Origin of the sequence: Micromonospora cabrerizensis, from assembly GCF_022230955.1 — a bacterium.
Lineage (GTDB): Bacteria > Actinomycetota > Actinomycetes > Mycobacteriales > Micromonosporaceae > Micromonospora > Micromonospora cabrerizensis.
Window position 1 is genome coordinate 1 of the sequence record NZ_JAKKFI010000128.1, and the last position, 17789, is coordinate 17789.

General features: G+C 71.4%; 17 protein-coding genes. 12 read left to right on the top strand and 5 right to left on the bottom strand.

Translation table 11 applies throughout. From position 1 onward, the window contains the following. Positions 1-204: hypothetical protein (locus LADH09A_RS31035; RefSeq protein ID WP_238649224.1), on the bottom strand; the 204-nt coding region annotated here is incomplete at its 3' end. 477 nt (positions 205-681) lie between these two features. Here LADH09A_RS31035 and LADH09A_RS31040 point away from each other — a divergent pair. Continuing rightward, entirely contained in the window at positions 682-1614 is a 933-nt protein-coding gene (locus LADH09A_RS31040) for a serine protein kinase RIO (protein ID WP_238649225.1), read from the top strand. 44 nt (positions 1615-1658) lie between these two features. Here LADH09A_RS31040 and LADH09A_RS31045 read toward each other — a convergent pair whose 3' ends face one another. Further along, positions 1659-1907: a DUF2630 family protein gene (locus LADH09A_RS31045; RefSeq protein ID WP_124821979.1), complete on the bottom strand. Its 249-nt coding sequence runs from the start codon at positions 1905-1907 to the stop codon at positions 1659-1661. A 433-nt stretch (positions 1908-2340) separates the two neighbouring features. Between LADH09A_RS31045 and LADH09A_RS31050 the strand changes: the two genes are divergently transcribed. The 9 genes from LADH09A_RS31050 to LADH09A_RS31090 all read left to right on the top strand — a co-directional run bounded on the left by LADH09A_RS31050 (position 2341) and on the right by LADH09A_RS31090 (position 12075). After that, positions 2341-3678, top strand: a complete 1338-nt coding sequence (locus LADH09A_RS31050; RefSeq protein WP_372492389.1) for a cytochrome P450 — start codon at positions 2341-2343, stop codon at positions 3676-3678. Continuing rightward, a complete protein-coding gene (locus LADH09A_RS31055; RefSeq protein ID WP_238649226.1) occupies positions 3675-4586 on the top strand; it encodes a terpene synthase family protein in 912 nt (303 codons plus the stop codon). The genes LADH09A_RS31050 and LADH09A_RS31055 overlap by 4 nt, the downstream gene beginning before the upstream one ends. After that, positions 4583-6199 (top strand): prenyltransferase/squalene oxidase repeat-containing protein, encoded by a 1617-nt coding sequence (locus LADH09A_RS31060; protein WP_238649227.1) that lies wholly within the window; start codon positions 4583-4585, stop codon positions 6197-6199. Before LADH09A_RS31055 ends, LADH09A_RS31060 begins: the two co-directional genes overlap by 4 nt. A 111-nt stretch (positions 6200-6310) precedes the next feature. Then, on the top strand, positions 6311-8875 hold the full coding sequence (locus tag LADH09A_RS31065; protein ID WP_238649228.1) for a sensor histidine kinase: 2565 nt from the start codon (positions 6311-6313) through the stop codon (positions 8873-8875). An 89-nt stretch (positions 8876-8964) separates the two neighbouring features. Continuing rightward, the gene (locus tag LADH09A_RS31070) at positions 8965-9387 is read left to right on the top strand and encodes a roadblock/LC7 domain-containing protein (RefSeq protein WP_238649229.1); all 423 of its coding nucleotides are present in this window, start codon (positions 8965-8967) and stop codon (positions 9385-9387) included. A gap of 6 nt (positions 9388-9393) precedes the next feature. Continuing rightward, positions 9394-9780: a DUF742 domain-containing protein gene (locus LADH09A_RS31075; RefSeq protein ID WP_238649230.1), complete on the top strand. Its 387-nt coding sequence runs from the start codon at positions 9394-9396 to the stop codon at positions 9778-9780. Then, complete coding sequence (locus LADH09A_RS31080; protein ID WP_088949211.1) at positions 9761-10372, top strand: GTP-binding protein; 612 nt, start codon at positions 9761-9763, stop codon at positions 10370-10372. Before LADH09A_RS31075 ends, LADH09A_RS31080 begins: the two co-directional genes overlap by 20 nt. Positions 10373-10457: 85 nt before the next feature. Next, the gene (locus LADH09A_RS31085; RefSeq protein ID WP_238649231.1) at positions 10458-10793 is read left to right on the top strand and encodes a YciI family protein; all 336 of its coding nucleotides are present in this window, start codon (positions 10458-10460) and stop codon (positions 10791-10793) included. A gap of 28 nt (positions 10794-10821) precedes the next feature. After that, positions 10822-12075, top strand: coding sequence for an RNA polymerase sigma factor (locus LADH09A_RS31090; RefSeq protein ID WP_372492390.1), 1254 nt, complete (start codon positions 10822-10824; stop codon positions 12073-12075). 9 nt (positions 12076-12084) lie between these two features. Here the strand turns inward: LADH09A_RS31090 and LADH09A_RS31095 are convergent, their stop codons facing one another. Together LADH09A_RS31095 and LADH09A_RS31100 are read right to left on the bottom strand one after the other, a co-directional pair. Continuing rightward, the gene (locus LADH09A_RS31095) at positions 12085-12273 is read right to left on the bottom strand and encodes a DUF397 domain-containing protein (protein WP_238649233.1); all 189 of its coding nucleotides are present in this window, start codon (positions 12271-12273) and stop codon (positions 12085-12087) included. Then, the gene (locus tag LADH09A_RS31100) at positions 12264-13031 is read right to left on the bottom strand and encodes a DUF5753 domain-containing protein (RefSeq protein WP_238649234.1); all 768 of its coding nucleotides are present in this window, start codon (positions 13029-13031) and stop codon (positions 12264-12266) included. Before LADH09A_RS31100 ends, LADH09A_RS31095 begins: the two co-directional genes overlap by 10 nt. 114 nt (positions 13032-13145) lie before the next feature. Here LADH09A_RS31100 and LADH09A_RS31105 point away from each other — a divergent pair, with 114 nt between their 5' ends. Next, positions 13146-13577 (top strand): hypothetical protein, encoded by a 432-nt coding sequence (locus tag LADH09A_RS31105; RefSeq protein WP_238649235.1) that lies wholly within the window; start codon positions 13146-13148, stop codon positions 13575-13577. Between the two features lie 312 nt (positions 13578-13889). On the opposite strand, the gene LADH09A_RS31110 is transcribed toward LADH09A_RS31105, so the two are convergent. Beyond that, positions 13890-16742, bottom strand: a complete 2853-nt coding sequence (locus LADH09A_RS31110; protein ID WP_238649236.1) for an aconitate hydratase — start codon at positions 16740-16742, stop codon at positions 13890-13892. A 278-nt stretch (positions 16743-17020) separates the two neighbouring features. Here LADH09A_RS31110 and LADH09A_RS31115 point away from each other — a divergent pair, with 278 nt between their 5' ends. After that, positions 17021-17671, top strand: a complete 651-nt coding sequence (locus tag LADH09A_RS31115; protein WP_238649237.1) for a DedA family protein — start codon at positions 17021-17023, stop codon at positions 17669-17671. Positions 17672-17789 lie beyond the last annotated feature (118 nt).

The window sequence follows — 17789 nt, forward strand, 5'->3', positions numbered from 1 at the left end:
GCTGGCTGACGCGGTGGCGGGCGGGGTCGGGCCGGGGGGGCAGGCGCTGTGCGTGCGCTCGACACCCGGCGGGCCGTGGGCGTGGCCCCGAAGGGGGCGGCCCACGGCCTCCAGGCGCAGCGGGGCCCAGCTGCCGGTGGTCACGCAGCCGGCGGCCGGGTCGAGCGCCACCGGGTCCCCGGCGGCCCGCTTGAGCAGTTGCACGCCTCGCCTCCCCTGCCCCGCCGCGCCTCGCCTCGCCTGCCCGCCGCGCGCCTCGCCTTGCCTCGCCCCGCCCCGCCGCGCCTCGCTTGCCCCGCCGCGCGCCCCGCCGTGCCCCGCCGTGCGCCCCCGCCGCGCCCCGCCGGGCCACCTCCAAGATCTGCGCAGTTTCCCTGATGGTGCTGCCTCACGACGCTCAGAGGCAGCACCATCAGGGATGTTGGGCGGATCTTGGTCCGGCGGCGTGGTGGTCCGACGGCGTGGTGGCGCGGCGGCGTGGTGGTCCGGCGGCGTGGCGGCGTGGTGGTGTGGCGGCGGCTCGGTAATTCGGTTGACCGACTGGCGTGGGGCCGCGAGCATTGTCAGCGCATCGTGCGTTCCGGGCGTGGGCCCGGTCGAGGAGAGGAGGTCGGTCATGGCCGTCTTTGCAGGTCGCTTCCAGCCGCCTAACTCAGCCTCGACCAAGGGAACCTCACCACAGTGCGCGATTACGACCTTCCGGCGCTTGAGCGCCGGAGCCGCGGCAAGAACCGCTTCGACGATGACGACTCACAGTTTCTGAAGCGCGGGCGGCCCACCGAGCCGCCCGTGGACCCGGACACCGAGCCTGACCCGGACACCGGCGATCGCTGGTCGTCCTGGGACGACGCCGTGCACGGCCCAGAGCCGCACCCGGAATGGCTGGTCACCGAGTTGGCCGCCCGGGACACCGAGCTGGGTGTGCTGAAGACCGGCAAGGAGGCGGACGTCCACCTGGTGCGCCGGGCGGTGCCCGACACCGACCGGTCCTGCCTGCTGGCGGTCAAACGCTACCGGGACCCCGAGCACCGGCTGTTCCACCGGGACGCCGGCTATCTGGAGGGCCGCCGCGTGCGCCGGTCCCGGGAGAACCGGGCGATGGCCGGCCGGACGGCGTTCGGCCGGCAGATGATCGCCGGGCAGTGGGCCGCGGCCGAGTTCGACGCCCTGGCCCGGCTCTGGGAGATCGGTGCCGGGCACGACCGGATCGCCGTGCCGTACCCGGTGCAGCTGCGGGGCACCGAGCTGATGCTGGAGTTCGTCGGCGACGCCGAGTCGGGCCAGGCGGCGCCCCGGCTGGCCCAGCTGCGACCCGGCCCGGCCGAGCTGCGCGACCTGTGGGCGCAACTGGTGGAGGCGCTGCGGGTGCTGGCCCGCGCCGGTTACGCGCATGGGGACCTGTCGCCGTACAACCTGCTCGTGCACCGGGGGCGGCTGGTCGTGATCGACCTGCCGCAGGTGGTCGACGTGGTGGCGAACCCGCAGGGGCCGGAGTTCCTGGCCCGCGACGTCCGGGTGGTCGGCGCCTGGTTCGCGGCTCGGGGTCTGCCCGCCGAGCGGGTCGACCCGGGCACGTTGACCGGGGAGCTGCTACGCGAGGCGGGCATCCGCTGAGCAGAGCGGGTCGGGCGGTCGGACCGCCCGACCCGCCACGTTGATCATTGCAGGTAGCGCTCCACCTCGGGCTTGGGGCGTTCGCCCTGTGCGTCCGGGTCACCGTGGGTCTCCCGGGCGGCCCGCCGACGGCGCAGCAGGTCCCAGCACTGGTCGAGGGACTCCTCCAGGGCGCGCAGTCGCTCGCTGGCGTCGCCCTCCGTGCCCGACTCGTGGGCCTGGGCGTCCGCACGCAGCTTGTGTTCCTCGTCGACCAGTTCGGAGATCCGGTTCAGGATGGTCTTGTCGTCCATGACAAGAGCCTGGCACAGGGTGCCGGGTGTCGCCCGGATTCTGTCGTTCCGCCGGGCCGGCGCGCAGAGCGCGGGTGACGCGGGACGCGGTCCCCGGGGTAAATCGCGACGTCCGCGACGGACCGGACGGGGAACCGATAGTGATATTCATCACTATCGAGGTTCAAGGATGCCAACTGGTGGTCGCGGGGCACCGCTACCTGCGGGATCTGTGGTAGCCGAACTTCGTGTCGTGCCAATCCTGCGGCGACGTAATCCTTGCGTGTAAAAATTTCACGTAACTCGTCTAGAGGCAGGCGACCGAGCGGTGGCATGCTCCCACGAACACCTAACTCCGCAGAGTCGTTCGGCAACGCCGAGTATCCACAAGGGAGAGTCGGTTCTCGTGGTAGCACCCCACACAGTGCCGGTTCAGCCACGACGAGCGGGCTCCATCCCGCTGCGCCACGTGGTGCCCAACCTGTTCCGCGATCCGGCCCGCACCCTGGTCGAGATGGGCGAGCGGTCGCAGGGCGAGGTGGTGAAGCTCAGCCTGGGCGCGTTTCGCCCCTACCTGGTCACCCGACCGGAGCACCTGCAGCGGGTTCTGCGCGAGAAGGCCGACAACTACGTCCGCGCCGGCGACGGCCTCCAGTGGCGTCCCCTGAAGCGACTGTTCGGTGACGGCATCCTCAGCGATGGTGACTACTGGAGGAACAGCCGTCACGTACTCCAGCCGCTGTTCACCGCTCGACGCGTCGACTCGCTGGTGGACCGGCTGGCGGAGGCGATCGAGGAAGCGGTCGACGATCTGGACGAGCCGGCCCTCGCCGGCCAGCCCGTCGACATGGGCACGGTGCAGGCACAGATCGTCTGCTCGGCGATCATGCGAGTCTTCTTCGCCGACAAGATCTCGGTGCCGCAGGCGATGCGCATCATGAAGGCGCAGGACGCGATCGCCTGGTCGGTGATGCCCCGGCTGATGGTGCCGTGGGCGCCGTTGGCCATGCCGATGCCGGGCGACCGGGCGTTTCGTCAGGCCGTTCGACTCATCGACGACACCCTGCTCCCGATCGTCCGAGCCGCCCGCGAGACGGCCGCAACCGACGGCGACGACATCATCGCCACGCTGTGGCGGGGCCGCACGGAGTCAGGTGACCAGCTCGGCGAGCGGCAGGTCCGTGACGACACCGTCTCCATGGTCGCCACCACCACCGAGACCACGATCAGCGTCCTGACCTGGCTCTGGCCGCACATCGCGCAGGATGAGCAGATCGCCGAGCGACTGTACGAGGAGATCGACCGGGTGGTCGGCGACGCGCCGGTACGGCGCGAGCACCTGCGCGAGCTGCGCTACACCCGGCAGGTGCTCGACGAACTGCTGCGGCTCTATCCGATCGGCTGGCTCTTCCCGCGCCGCGCGGTGGAAGCCGACGTGATCGGTGGCGTCCGCATCGAGGCCGGCGCAACCCTCGTGGTCAGCCCGCTGATCACCCACCGGATGTCCGCGTTCTGGGACCGGCCCGAGGTCTTCGACCCTGACCGCTTCGACCCCGAGCAGGTCCGCGACCGGCACCGGTACGCGCACTTCCCGTTCGGCGGCGGCCCGCACCAGTGCATCGGTATGCACCTGTTCTATCTGGAGGCGACGCTGATCGTGGCCACCGTGCTGAGCCGATTCCGGTTCCGCCTGAAGCGGCAAGCTCTGCCCGGCATCAAGGTGGCGGCCGCGCTACGGCCTCTCGAGCGTGTCGAGGCGACACTGCGGCCGGTACGGAGTGTCTCCGCATGAGCTCAGGGCTCGGGTCGCGGTCGGCAGGCGGTGGCGACCAGATGGCGCTGGCCGCCGAGCAGGGGCGAATTTGTGCCCTCGCCGCGAAGGGTCAACGTGACCTGGCCGAACGTGCCGCGGCGTACCCCGATCTGTTCCCGGCGCGACCGTTCGACCCGGCGCTGTTCGGCAACGTCGCGATGGCGATCGCGTTCGGGGCGCCCTGGGCGGACCTCGACCAGTTGCGCGTCATGAACCGGGCCGTGCTCTGGGGCTTCGCGGTCGACTGGCTCGTCGACCACGAGGCGCGTACCCGTGCGGAGATCGACCGGTTGACGGAGAACTGCCTTGCGGTGGCCGACGGCGGGCGACCGGCGGCGGACGACTCTCTCGGCCGCTTTCTCGCCGAGTTGCACGACGAGTTGGCCGCCGTGCCGGCGTACGCGACCCACGGGGTGGTGTGGCGCAACGAGTTGCGGACGATGCTCGACGCGATGGCGCGGGAGTGGGACTGGAAGCAGGACGCCGCTGCCGGGGTGCTGCCCACCCTTGACGAGTACCTGGCCAATGCGCCGAATCTGGCCTGCACGGTGGTCAACGTCGTGCACTGGATCCACTCCGACGATGCCGCGACGCTGGCCCACCTCGACGCGCTCGTCGCGGCCAGTGACCAGGTGCAGCGGATCCTCCGACTCGTCAACGACCTGGCCAGCTACGAACGGGACAAGCGGTGGGGTGACCTCAACGCGTTGATGTTGGTGCCGGAGCGGGCCGACGTCGAACGCCGGATCAGCGACCTGGTGGCGTACGCCCGCGAACTGCTCGACGGGCTGCACACGACCTGCCCGGTGCAGGCCGACTACCTTGCCCGCCAGATCGGCTTCAGCACCGGCTTCTACCGGTCGACCGACTTCTGGGGCGTGGTGTGACCACCGCGCCAGCGGCGGACACCCGGGACGAGTCGGAGGTCGCGGCGTCGGCCCGGGAGTTGCTGGCCGCCATGGTGCTCGAGCCGTCCGGTCGGGTCACGCCGTCGGTGTACGAGACCGGCCGGGTCGTCGTCGACGCGCCATGGCTCGCCGGGCACGACCAGCGGCTGCGGTATCTGCTGGACGCCCAGCGCTCCGACGGCGGTTGGGGTGGCGCCAGCGGTTACGCGGTGGTGCCGACGGTGAGCGCCGTGGAGGCGCTGCTCGGCACACTGCGCGGCGCCCATGCGCCCGCCCCGCCCGGCCTGGCTGCCGCCGCCAGCCGCGGGTTGGGTGTGCTTGCCCGCTGGCTCTCCGAGGGCGTGCCGCTCCCGGACACACCGGCGGCCGACCTCATCGTGCCGGCCCTGGTGGAGCGGATCAACGACCATCTCACCTTCTTCGCCGTACGCGACGATCGCAGGTTCGCCGACGGGATCCGTGCCCTGCCCGGCGTGGACCGACGGCGGCTCGACGCGGTCCACGCGCTGGTGGGCACCGGATGTCCGGTGCCGCAGAAGCTGCTGCACGCCTTCGAGGTGCTCGGGCCGGTCGCGCGCCGGCACGACGGCGTCTCTCCGGTTGCCGGGGCGGTCGGCGCCTCGCCCGCGGCCACGGCCGCCTGGATCGGCGATCCGGCGATGCCCGGTGCCGACCCGGAGGCCCTGGCCTACCTGCGGGCGGCCGTCGGTCCTCTCGGCGGGCCGGTTCCCTGTTGTACGCCGGTCACGGTGTTCGAGCGGGCCTGGGCGCTGAGCAGTCTGGCCCGAGCGGGTGTGCCGGTCCGGCCCGCGCCGAAGCTCATCGCCGAGTTAGCGGCCGCGCTCGGGCCGCAGGGCACGTCGACCGGGCCGGGGCTACCGGCCGACGCGGACACCACCTCGGTGACGCTCTACGCTCTCGCCCGCTTCGGTCACCCGGTGGACCCGGCGAGCCTGCTCCACTTCGACGTCGGCAGCCACTTCTGCACCTGGCAGGGTGAGGACGGGCGGTCGGTCACCACGAACGCGCACGTGCTGGAGGCGCTCGGCTGGCATGTCCGTCACACGTCGGCGGCTGCGAGCCGCTACGGCGGCCGTCTGGCGGCGCTCGCCGGCTGGCTGAGTGACGAGCAGCAGTCCGACGGCTCCTGGGCGGACCGTTGGCACGCGTCGCCGTACTACGCCACCTCGTGCGTCGTGACAGCCCTCGACCGGTACGCCCCGGCCGGAGCCGGTGGAGCGGCGGTGGACCGGGCTGTCGACTGGTTGGTCGCCACCCAGCGGGCGGACGGGGCCTGGGGACGCTGGGCGGGGACCGCGGAGGAGACGGCGTACGCCCTGCACGTGCTGCTGGGGGTGCGCCGACCGACGCGACCGGGCGTGACGGAGGCGGTCGGTCGTGGGTTGCGTCGTCTGACCGAACTGGACGGCCAGCACGAGGATCCTCCACTGTGGCATGACAAAGATCTCTACACGCCGGTGCTGATCGTCCGTGCGGCCGTACTCGCGGCCCGGCAGTTGGCAATGACCAGATCCGACCTGGTCAGCGACCTGGACCGGGCCCCACTCCAGCCCCGCACGGTGGTCTCATGATCAGCATCGCTTGAGCGCAGCCCCCGGACGCTGCTAGCGTGCGCCGGGGTCGATGCGTGAATGACGCATTCCTGACTGAACAATCACACAGGCCGCGCCAGGGACGGTGTAATGGGTTCCCGCAGTACGAATCTGCGTACCAAGGTCGTTGCTCTGCTCGTCTCGCTCGTCGCGCTGTGGGGCTTCACGGCCTGGGTCACCGTCCGCGACGGGGTCAATCTGCTCGGTGTGCAGGCGCTGGACACCAAGGTCTTCGATCCCACCGAGCCTCTGCTGTTGCAGTTGCAGTTGGAGCGTCGGACGTCGGTGGCCTACCTCGGTCGGCCCGATGACGCGCAGCGCGCCACGCTGGCGCAGATGCGGCAACGCACCGACGAGCTGGCCGCGGCGTTCACGAAGTCCACGCAGAACTGGCAGGTCGGCGCGCTGGGCAGCGACACCCTCGACCAGCGGATCACGACTCTCACCACCGGGCTGAACGAGCTGAGCAGGACCCGTACGGCGGTCGACGACCGGAGCATCGACCGGGCCGGGGCCGCCGCGACCTTCACCGCAGTGATCGAGTCGATCTACCGGGTGTACGACGCTCTCGGCAACCTCGACGACGAGCAGGTCGCCGAGGACACTGCCGCGCTGATCGGCCTCAACCGGTCCCGTGAGCTGCTGTCCCAGGAGGACGCGCTGCTGGCTGGCGTGCTGGCCGCCGGGCGGATCACCCCGGCCGAGCGGGCGGAGTTCACCCGGTTCGTCGGCGCCCGACAGTTCGTCGCCGCCTCGGCACTGGTCCGACTCCCCGCCGCCGACCAGCATCGCTACGAGGCGATGTCGACCGGTGCCACCTTCGGCCGACTGACCACCCTCGAGACCCAGCTCATGCAGGGCAGTGGCGCCGGCCGGCCGCCGGTCACCGCGACGGAGTGGAACGACACCACCGCCCCGGCGCTGACCGAGATCACCGCGGTCGTGCTGGCCGGTGGCGACGACGTGGTCGACCGGGCGACCCCGGTCGCCATCGGCGTCGTCGTCCGACTAGCGCTGGCCACCGGCCTCGGCCTGCTGGCCGTCATCGCCTCGATCATCGTGTCCATCACCACCGCCCGAGCCCTGGTGCGGCAACTGGAACGGTTGCGGGATGCGGCCTTCCGCCTGGCCAACGAGCGGCTGCCCAGCGTGGTCGAGCGGCTCGGTCGTGGCGAGGAGGTCGACGTGGCCACCGAGGCGCCTCCCCTCGACTTCGGCAACGACGAGGTCGGCCAGGTCGGCAAGGCGTTCAACGCGGTGCAGGAGACCGCGCTGCGTACCGCCGTGGAGCAGGCCGAGCTGCGGCGTAACGTCCGCGAGGTCTTCCTCAGCCTCGCCCGGCGTACCCAGGCGCTGGTGCACCGCCAGCTCACCCTGCTGGACGCGATGGAGCGGCGCGAGCACGACGCGGAGGAGCTGGAGGATCTGTTCCGGGTCGACCACCTGGCCACCCGGATGCGGCGTAACGCGGAAAATCTGATCGTCCTCTCCGGCTCGACGCCGGGCCGGGCCTGGCGGCGCAACGTGCCGATGGTCGACGTGGTGCGCGGCGCGGTGGCCGAGGTCGAGGACTACACCCGGGTCAACGTGCTGCCTCTCGGCCCGGTCTCGCTGGCCGGCCGTGCGGTCGGCGACGTCATCCACCTGCTTGCCGAGTTGATCGAGAACGGCCTGTCGTTCTCCCCGCCGCACACCACCGTGGAGGTCCGCGGTCAGCTGGTGGCGAACGGTTTCGCCATCGAGATCGAGGACCGGGGCCTCGGCATGAGCGAGGAGGACCTGGCCGCCGCGAACGACCGCATCGTCGACCAGTCCGAGCTGAACCTCGCCAACGCCGCGCGGCTCGGGCTCTACGTGGTGAGCCGACTGACCGAGCGGCACGGTGTGCGGGTCCGGCTCAAGGAGTCCGCGTACGGCGGCACCACCGCCGTCGTGCTGATCCCGGCGGAGCTGATCACCGAGGGCACCGCGGACCCGGAGAATTCCGGCGCGATTCCGACGGGATCACCGGCGATCCCACTGCCCGCCGGCCCCTCCGACCGCGCCCGCCCGGCCCCCCTCGCGCTGGCCGCGCGGCCGACGGCACCGGGAACGGCCGATTCGGACGCATCGCAGGTCGCGACCGAGGCACCGGGTTCGGCGTCGATCGTCACCGAGACCGAGCAGGCCGACGGCACCGAGGCGGACGGGGCGTTGCCCACCCGGCAGCGGACGACACCGGCCACCGGGACGCCGGAACTGCCCACCCGGGTCCGTCGCACCCTGGGCCAGCCGGCCCTGGAAGGGCCGACGTTGCCCACCGGCCTGCCCGCGGTCAACGGCACCCGGCCGACTGCCGGCACGGATACCACGGAGTCGAATGTGGACGGTGACGACGGGCCCGCACCGGAGCGGGTCGAGGCGGACCGGACGAACGCGGGCCTGCCGGTCCGGGTCCGGCAGGCGAGCATCGTGCCGGAGTTGCGCGACGAGCCGGCGACGGAGAGCGACCACGACGACGTGGTGCGCCAGCCGGAGCAGGTGCGCAAGATGATGAGTTCCTACCAGACCGGCACCCGGCGCGGTCGGACCGACGCGGCGCGGCTGCTGGGTGGCGCCTCCGACGCCCAGCCAGCGGCGGCGCCCGAGCCGGCCGAGGATCCGGAAGTGACCTGATCCGGCGCCGTTGATGTGGTTCCCGCGCGACGTGACGGTCAACCCCAGACGAGTACGGCGACAACGCCGGGGGAGAAGAGGACGACGAAGTGGCCCAGAAGACGGCTTCGAGTGCCGACCTGACGTGGTTGCTGGATGATCTGGTGGGCCGGGTGAAGCAGGCCGAACATGCGGTCGCGCTCTCCAGTGACGGGCTGCTGATGGCCTCCTCCCAGGGGCTGAGCCGGGACGACGGCGAGCACCTCGCGGCGATGGCGGCCGGCATCCAGAGCCTGGCCCGAGGTGCTGGGAAGCGCTTCGGTGGCGGGCAGGTGCAGCAGACCATCATCGAGATGCAGTCGTCCTTCCTGTTCGTCACCGCGGCCGGCCGCAACGCCTGCCTGGCGGTCCTGGCCAGCGAGGACGCCGACGTGGGCCTGATCGCCTACGAGATGGCGATGCTGGTCACCCGCGTCGGCAAGTACGTCGCGTCCCCGTCCCGTGCCAATGAGCAGTTGGCCAGCGAGAGGTAGCGGGGGATGACGGTGCAGGGGGAGTCCGCAGACCATCAGTGGGTGGATGACCACGCAGGCCCGGTCGTGCGCCCGTACGCGGTGACGCGCGGTCGGGCCCGCCCGGTCACCGGCACGTTCGACCTGATCTCCCTGGTCACCGCGACCCGAGCGGAGGTCACGCCGGAGGTCGGCATCGGCCCGGAACATCTGGCGATCGTCGGGCTGTGCCAGCGCATACAGTCCGTCGCCGAGATCGCCGCCCATCTCGACCTGCCGGTGGGCACCATTCGGGTGCTCCTCGGTGATCTGGCGGCCCGCAGCCTGGTTCAGGTCCGCGAGCCGCAGACCACGGCCGGTCTTCCCGACAACAGCATCTTCGAGGCGGTAATCAATGGACTACGGGCACTCTGACCGGCCGGCGGGAGCCCCCCCACTGCCCACCGCGATCAAGATCCTGGTGGCAGGTGGGTTCGGCGTGGGTAAGACCACCATGGTCGGCGCGGTGAGCGAGACCCGGCCGTTGCGCACCGAGGAGGTGCTGACGGAGTCCGGGGTCGGCATCGACGACCTGTCCGGCGTGGAAGGCAAGACCACCACCACGGTGGCCATGGACTTCGGCCGGATCACCATCAGCGACGACCTGGTGCTGTACCTCTTCGGCACACCTGGGCAGGACCGGTTCTGGTTCGTCTGGGACGAGCTGGCACTGGGGGCGATCGGCGCGGTGGTGCTGGCCGACACCCGTAGGCTCGCCGACTGCTTCCCGTCGATCGACTACTTCGAGGGCCGGGGCACGCCGTTCGTGGTCGCCGTGAACTGCTTCGAGGGTGCCCGGTCGTACCGGCTGGACGAGGTGCAGACCGCGCTGAACCTGGACCCGGGTGTGCCGGTGCTGCTCTGCGACGCCCGGCAGCGGGAGTCCAGCAAGGAGGTGCTCGTCACGTTGATGGAGCACGCCATGAAGACCCGCGAGGCCCGCCGCCGCGCCGCCGGAGGAAACTGACCGAGGTTTTTCGGGGGAGGGTGTCCGAAACGACGCCGCCCGATCGTCATGCTGGCGACACCCCGAGAAACCAGGGAGCGACCAGATGAAGTACATGATGTTCGTTTGCAGTGACACCGAGCCGGACAACGACCCGACGGACCTACCCGACATCCACGCCTGGGTGGCCGAGAACGACGCCCGTGGTCGCCGCCTCACCGGCGACGTGCTCGCGCCGACCAGCGCGGCCACCACCGTCCGGGTACGCAAGGGCGAGCTGCTCGTCTCCGAGGGGCCGTTCGCGGAGACCACGGAGGTGATCGTGGGCTTCGACCTGCTCGACTGCGCGGATCTGGACGAGGCGATCGAGGTGGCGCGGGCGCACCCGATGGCCCGGGAAGGGCGACTGGAGCTCCGCCCGTTCGCGGACCTGTCCGCCTGACGAGGTGTCCACCACGCAGCGCCGGCCGGTGCGCCCGCCCGCACCGGTCGGCGCGGTAGCGGCCGCATCGGCCGGCGCGGCGCGGGCCGTCGGGGACGCCAGCGTCGAGGCGTACCCCCGGATCGTCGCGACCCTGATCCGGGTGACCGGGGACTGGGCGCTGGCCGAGGACTGTGCCCAGGAGGCGCTGGCCGTCGCCCTGGAGCGCTGGCCCGCCGACGGTGTGCCGGCCAACCCGGGCGGCTGGCTCCTGACGGTGGCCCGTAACCGGGCGCTCGACGTGCTGCGACGGGCCACCGTGGAACGCCGCAAGCTGCACGACCTGGCGCTGCTCACACCGCCAGACGGGCAGCCCGAGGCGGCGGCACCGGAGGACGTGGTGGACGACCGGTTGCGCCTGATCTTCACCTGCTGCCACCCGGCGCTCGCGATCGAGGCCCGGGTGGCGCTGACGTTGCGGACCGTCTGCGGTGTGCCGACCGGCGACATCGCTCGACTCCTGCTGGTCAGCGAGTCGACGATGACCCGACGGCTGACCCGGGCCAGGACCCGCATCGCGCAGGCCGGCATCCCGTACCGGGTGCCGAGCGGGCCGGCGCTGACCGAGCGGCTGCCGGGCGTCCTCGCCGTGTTGTACCTGCTGTTCACCCGGGGCTACGTCGTCGACGGCGAGCCGGCGTTCGCCGACGAGGCGGTCCGGCTGGCCCGGCTGCTCGACCGGCTGATGCCGAAGCAGTCCGAGGTGGCCGCGCTGCTGGCGCTGTTCCTGTTTCAGCACTCCCGTCGGGACGCCCGCCGGGACGCCGCCGGCAACCTGCTCACCCTGGAACGGCAGGATCGCGCACGGTGGGACCGTGCGGCCATCGCCGAGGGCCTGGGTGCCCTCGATCGGGTACGCCACGACGGGCCGTACGCGTGGCAGGCCCGGATCGCCGCCTGCCATGCCACCGCGTCGTCCGCCGACGCCACCGACTGGCCGGCGATCGCACGGGCCTACGACGCGCTGATGGGCATCCGGCCCTCACCGGTGATCGCGCTCAACCGCGCGGTCGCGCACGGCTACGCGTACGGGCCGCACGCCGGGTTGAGCCTGCTGGACGCGGCGCAGGCTGGGGGAGGGTTGGACGGCAACCCGCTCGCCGTGGCGGTGCGCGCCGACCTGGTTGCCCGGCAGGGTGATCGGCTGTGGGCCGCCGCGCTGTTCCGGGAGGCCGCGGCGGCGGTCGACTCGACCGTCGAACGCCGCGCGCTGCTCGACCGGGCGGCCGAACTCACCCGGTAGGGCAGGGGGTCAGCCGCGCTTGGCCAACACCAGGAAACGGGCCCAGGCCGCCGGATCGAAGGCGAGCGTCGGACCGGCCGGGTCCTTGGAGTCGCGTACGCCGATGACGCCCGCGAGGTTGTCGGCCACCTCGACGCAGTTTCCGCCGTTGTTGCCACTCCTGGTGCTCTTGCGCCACCGAGCGCCGGTCAGGTCCATGATGCCGCCGCTTCTCTGATGAGGTTGAGGGACTGCGCACGCGACAGGGCGCCGTCGCGAATGCGCTCCCACCGTCGATCCAGGCTAGCAAGATCGGCGGTCTTGTCGATGAGCTGCGCCTGCGCCTGGCTGTCGACGTGCGCGACCCGCCCTCCGTCCGGCATCTCCGCCACCGTGAACGGCCCACCGAGGCCCGGATACATGCCGCCGTCGGCGGGCACGACGAACAGCGACACGTTCGGCAGCGCGGCCTGCTCGGCCAGCCGCTCGCACTGCTCCCGCATCATGGCCCGGTCACCGTCGAGGGTGCGCCGGAGAATTCCCTCGTCGAGGACCGCGATGATTCGCAGTGGGCGTTCCCGCCGCAGGATGGCCTGCCGACTCAGCCGCGCCTCGGCGAGATCGTCGGCCTCGGCCGGCGTCAACGCCTCGCCGACCAGCGTGGCCAGCGCGTACGCCTTGGTCTGAAAGAGACCCGGTATCCACGCGAACTCGAACCACCGCAGCGACACCGCCTCGCGCTCGATCTCGGCCCAGGGCCGGAACCAGGCCGGCGTCCGGCGCTTCAGCGCCTCCGGCCACAGCTCGTCAACGTTCCGACCGAGCACCTCGGCGACCCGTGCGCGATGACGCGTCTGCGGGATTCGTCCCGTGCTCGCCCACTTGGCGGCCGTCTTCGGATCAACACCGATCTGCGCAGCGAGACTGTCCGCTGTGTGGCCCCTCTCGGCCATCGCCGCCTGTACGGCTCGATTCATCTCCACACCTCCCAGAACGTTCCAGACGTCGAAAGGAGATACTTCTACGCGGTGTGATCGCTTGGCAACCCTCGGCAGTGTGTTGTGGAGACAGCACCGCGGAGGGAGCGCAGGATGCCCGAGGACAGGCCCCGGAACCACCCGAAGCCGACGGACGGTCCGCCACCGGTCAGGCCAGGCCTGACCCGCCCGACCGGGCCACGGCACCCCCCGTACCGTGGCCCGGGTCGCGCGCCGAACGTCGTACCCGAATCACGCTGGCGGTCCCGGTGCGGCCCGCCGGTCGCGCACACGGCCGACGGTCCGCTGTGGACGTGCGACGCCTGCGGTCGGGACTGGCCGTGCCCGGCGCTGCGAGCGACCCCGACCGACGCTGCTCGCCGCGCGACCCTGATCCCCGAGTTCTCCCGGATCACCCGCCGGGCGATCCGCGACCTGCGCGGCCAGCCGGGCGGCCCCGACCCGGTCGCCATCGTTCGCCGTTTCCTCTGGTTCCTGCCGCTCACCGACGAGGAGGCCCGCGCGGTCGCGCTGCGGCTGCGCTGAGCTGGGGCGTGCGCTGCTGACCCGCCCCTCGCGCCATCCGGCCCGGCGGTGCAGGTGCTCCTCGTGTCCTTTGCTCTGCACCCGCCCACGCGCCAGTTACGGACCGTTCGTGGTGCGCGGGCGGGTGCAGAGCAAAGGGCGCAACCTGAACCGGGCGGCGGGCCCGGCTGCCCACCGAAGGCGGCGACAACCCGTGCGGCCCGGCGCCACGACCGGGCCGATGGAGGCCGCCGCCGAGTCGAGAGCGAGGAGAAACGAAAGGGCCGCCCCCCGCAAGCGCGGAAAGCGGCCCTTTCGCCAGACGTCGGTACGTCAGTTGGCGATCATGCGGCGCAGCACGTACTGCAGGATGCCACCGTGCCGGTAGTAGTCCGCCTCACCAGGAGTGTCGATCCGCACCACGGCGTCGAACTCCACGCCGGTGTCGGTGTTGACCTGCACGGTGCGCGGGGTCTCGCCGTCGTTGAGCGCGGTCACCCCGGTGATGGTGAACGTCTCCGTGCCGGTGAGGCCGAGCGACTCGGCGGTCACGTCCACCGGGAACTGCAGCGGAAGCACCCCCATGCCGATGAGGTTGGAGCGGTGGATCCGCTCGTACGACTCGGCGATGACCGCCCGGACACCCAGCAGCATCGTGCCCTTGGCCGCCCAGTCCCGCGACGAGCCCGAGCCGTACTCCTTGCCGGCCAGCACGACCAGCGGGATGCCGGCCTCCTGGTAGGCCCGGGAGGCGTCGTAGATCGAGGTCTGCTCGCCGGTGAGGTGGTTGACGGTGAAGCCGCCCTCCACCCCGGGCACCAGCTGGTTGCGCAGCCGGATGTTGGCGAAGGTGCCCCGGATCATCACCTCGTGGTTGCCCCGGCGGGAACCGTACGAGTTGAACTCGTGGCGCGGCACGCCGTGCTCGGCGAGGTACGTGCCGGCCGGGGAGTCGGCCTTGATCGAGCCGGCCGGCGAGATGTGGTCGGTGGTCACCGAGTCACCCAGCTTGGCCAGCACCCGGGCATCGGCGATGTCGACGACCGGGCTCGGCTCCTGCTGCATACCCTCGAAGTACGGGGGCTTGCGCACGTAGGTGGAGTCGTTCTCCCACGCGAAGGTGTCACCGGTCGGGGTGGGCAGCGACTGCCACCGCTCGTCGCCGGCGAAGACGTCGGCGTACGCGGCGCTGAACCCGGTGGCGCCGATCGCCTGGGCGATGACGTCCTGGATCTCGGCGCTGTTCGGCCAGATCTCGCGCAGGTAGACCGGGTTGCCCTCGGTGTCCTCACCGATCGGCTCGTTGGCCAGGTCGATGTCCATCGTGCCGGCGAGGGCGTACGCGACCACCAGCGGCGGGGACGCCAGGTAGTTCATCTTGACGTCCGGGTTGATCCGGCCCTCGAAGTTCCGGTTGCCCGAGAGCACCGAGACCACCGACAGGTCGTGCTCGTTGACCGCGGCGGACACCTCCTCGGGCAGCGGGCCCGAGTTGCCGATGCACGTGGTGCAGCCGTAGCCGACCAGGTTGAAGCCGAGCTTGTCCAGGTACGGCGTGAGGCCGGCCCGCTCGTAGTAGTCCATGACGACCTTCGAGCCGGGCGCCAGGGTGGTCTTCACCCACGGCTTGCGGCTCAGGCCCTTGTCGACGGCGTTACGGGCCAGCAGCGCGGCACCGATCATCACCTGCGGGTTGGACGTGTTGGTGCAGGAGGTGATCGCGGCGATCACCACGGCGCCGTGATCCAGCTCGTACTCGACACCGTCGGCACCGGTGACCCGGACCGGGTTGCTGGCGCGACCGCCGGCACCGACCGCAGCGGTCTCCAGGTCGCGCGGCTCGTCGGCCGGGTCGCTGAACTCGTTGGCCGGCGGGTCGCTGGCCGGGAACGACTCGGCGCTGGCCTCGTCGGCCGGGCCGTTGGCGCCGCGTGGCAGCTCCTCGCGGGGTACGCCCGGCTTGAGGTCACGCTCACCGACGGAGTCGTCCGCGACGTAGTCGGTCAGCGCGGAGCGGAACAGCGTCTTCGCGGCGCCCAGCGGCACCCGGTCCTGCGGGCGCTTCGGGCCGGCGAGCGACGGTTCGATGGTGCCGAGATCCAGCTCCATGCGCTCGGAGTAGTCCGGCTCGGCCGCCGGGTCGTGCCAGAGGCCCTGCTCCTTGGCGTACGCCTCGACGAGCGCGACCTGAGCGGCGTCGCGGCCGGTCAGCTCCAGGTAGCGGATCGTCTCCGCGTCGATCGGGAAGATCGCCACGGTGGAGCCGTACTCCGGGGACATGTTGCCGATGGTGGCGCGGTTGGCCAGCGGCACGGCGCTCACGCCGGGGCCGTAGAACTCCACGAACTTGCCGACCACGCCGTGCTTGCGCAGCATCTCGGTGATGGTCAGCACCAGGTCGGTGGCGGTGGTGCCGGCCGGCATCTCGCCGGACAGCTTGAAGCCCACCACCCGGGGGATCAACATGCTGACCGGCTGGCCGAGCATCGCGGCCTCGGCCTCGATGCCGCCGACGCCCCAGCCCAGCACGCCCAGACCGTTGACCATCGTGGTGTGCGAGTCGGTGCCGACCACGGTGTCCGGGTAGGCCTGGCCGCCGCGCTCCATGATGGTGCGGGCCAGGTACTCGATGTTGACCTGGTGCACGATGCCGGTGCCCGGCGGGACGACCTTGAACTCGTTGAACGCGGTCTGGCCCCAGCGCAGGAACTGGTAGCGCTCCTTGTTGCGCTCGTACTCCAGCTCGACGTTGCGGGCGAACGCGTCCTCGCGGCCGAACAGGTCGGCGATCACCGAGTGGTCGATGACCAGCTCGGCCGGGGCGAGGGGGTTGACCTTGCTGGCGTCGCCGCCCAGGTCTCGCACCGCCTCGCGCATGGTGGCCAGGTCGACCACGCAGGGCACGCCGGTGAAGTCCTGCATGAGCACCCGCGCCGGGGTGAACTGGATCTCCACGCTCGGGTCGGCGGTGGAATCCCACCCGCCGAGCTGGCGGATGTGGTCGGCGGTGATGTTCGCGCCGTCCTCGGTCCGCAGCAGGTTCTCCAGCAGGACCTTCAAGCTGTACGGCAGCCGGGCGTGGCCGTCCACCTTGTCGATCTTGAAAATCTCGTAGCTCGCGTCTCCGACGCGTAGCTGGGTCTTCGCACCGAAGGTGTCGAGGCTCGCCACGTCGTACTCCTTCACACCAGCGACCGTGAGTAGTCCTGAGCAGTCTGTCGCACCGGTCGGTGGGCCGCCGAGGTTAGGTGACACTTACCGCCGATTCCGCTCTCAACAAAACCGTACGTCCGTCTTGCTAGTTGCGCAACCCGGCCGGCAGCCCTGGCCTCCCCACCACCCCTAGCCTCCTAGGACGCCCTGCGCGGCGTGGGTCGGACCACCCGCGCTCAGGCGCTGCCGCGGTGCGCCGACGACCGGATCGCCACGGGTAGGGTTCGAGGCCGACCGGGGAAGGGGTCACCGTGTTCGATGTCCAGCACTGGCTTGAGTCGCTGCCGCCGATCGCGGTCTACCTGCTCGTCGGCGGGGTGATCGGCGTGGAGAGCATGGGCGTGCCCCTGCCAGGTGAGATCGTCCTGGTCAGCTCCGCCCTGCTCGCCGCCACCGGGGTGGTGGAACCGGAGTGGGTGGCCACCGCCGCGGCCACCGGCGCGATCGTCGGTGACTCCATCGGGTACGCCGTGGGCCGCCGGGGTGGCCGTCCACTGCTCGCCCGACTGGGTCGCCGCTTCCCCCGCCACCTTGGCCCTGCCCAGCTTGCCCGCGCGGAACACAGCTTCGCAAAGTACGGAGTCTGGGCCGTGTTCTTCGGTCGCTTCGTGGCACTCCTACGGATCCTGGCCGGGCCGCTCGCCGGGGCGCTGCACGTGCCGTACCGGCGGTTCCTGGTGGCCAACGCGGCCGGAGGGCTGGTCTGGGCGTTTGGCACCACCTACCTGCTGTTCACCGTGGGCCGGGCGGCCGAGCACTGGCTCAAGGACATCTCCTGGGCCGGGCTGGTCCTCGCCGTACTCGCCGGTCTCGCCAGCACCTGGTGGCTGCGCCGACGAGCCCATCGGCTGGAAGCCGCCGAGCCGTTGCCCGACACCGAGCCGGTCCGCGCCGACACCTGATCAGGTCATGCCGAAGGGCCGGTCCCCGTGGTGGGGTCCGGCCCTTCGGCTGCGGTCGGTGGGTGGGTGCAGTGTGGTGCAGTGTTGTGTGCCGGTGGCGGGTCAGCTGGTGGCGTAG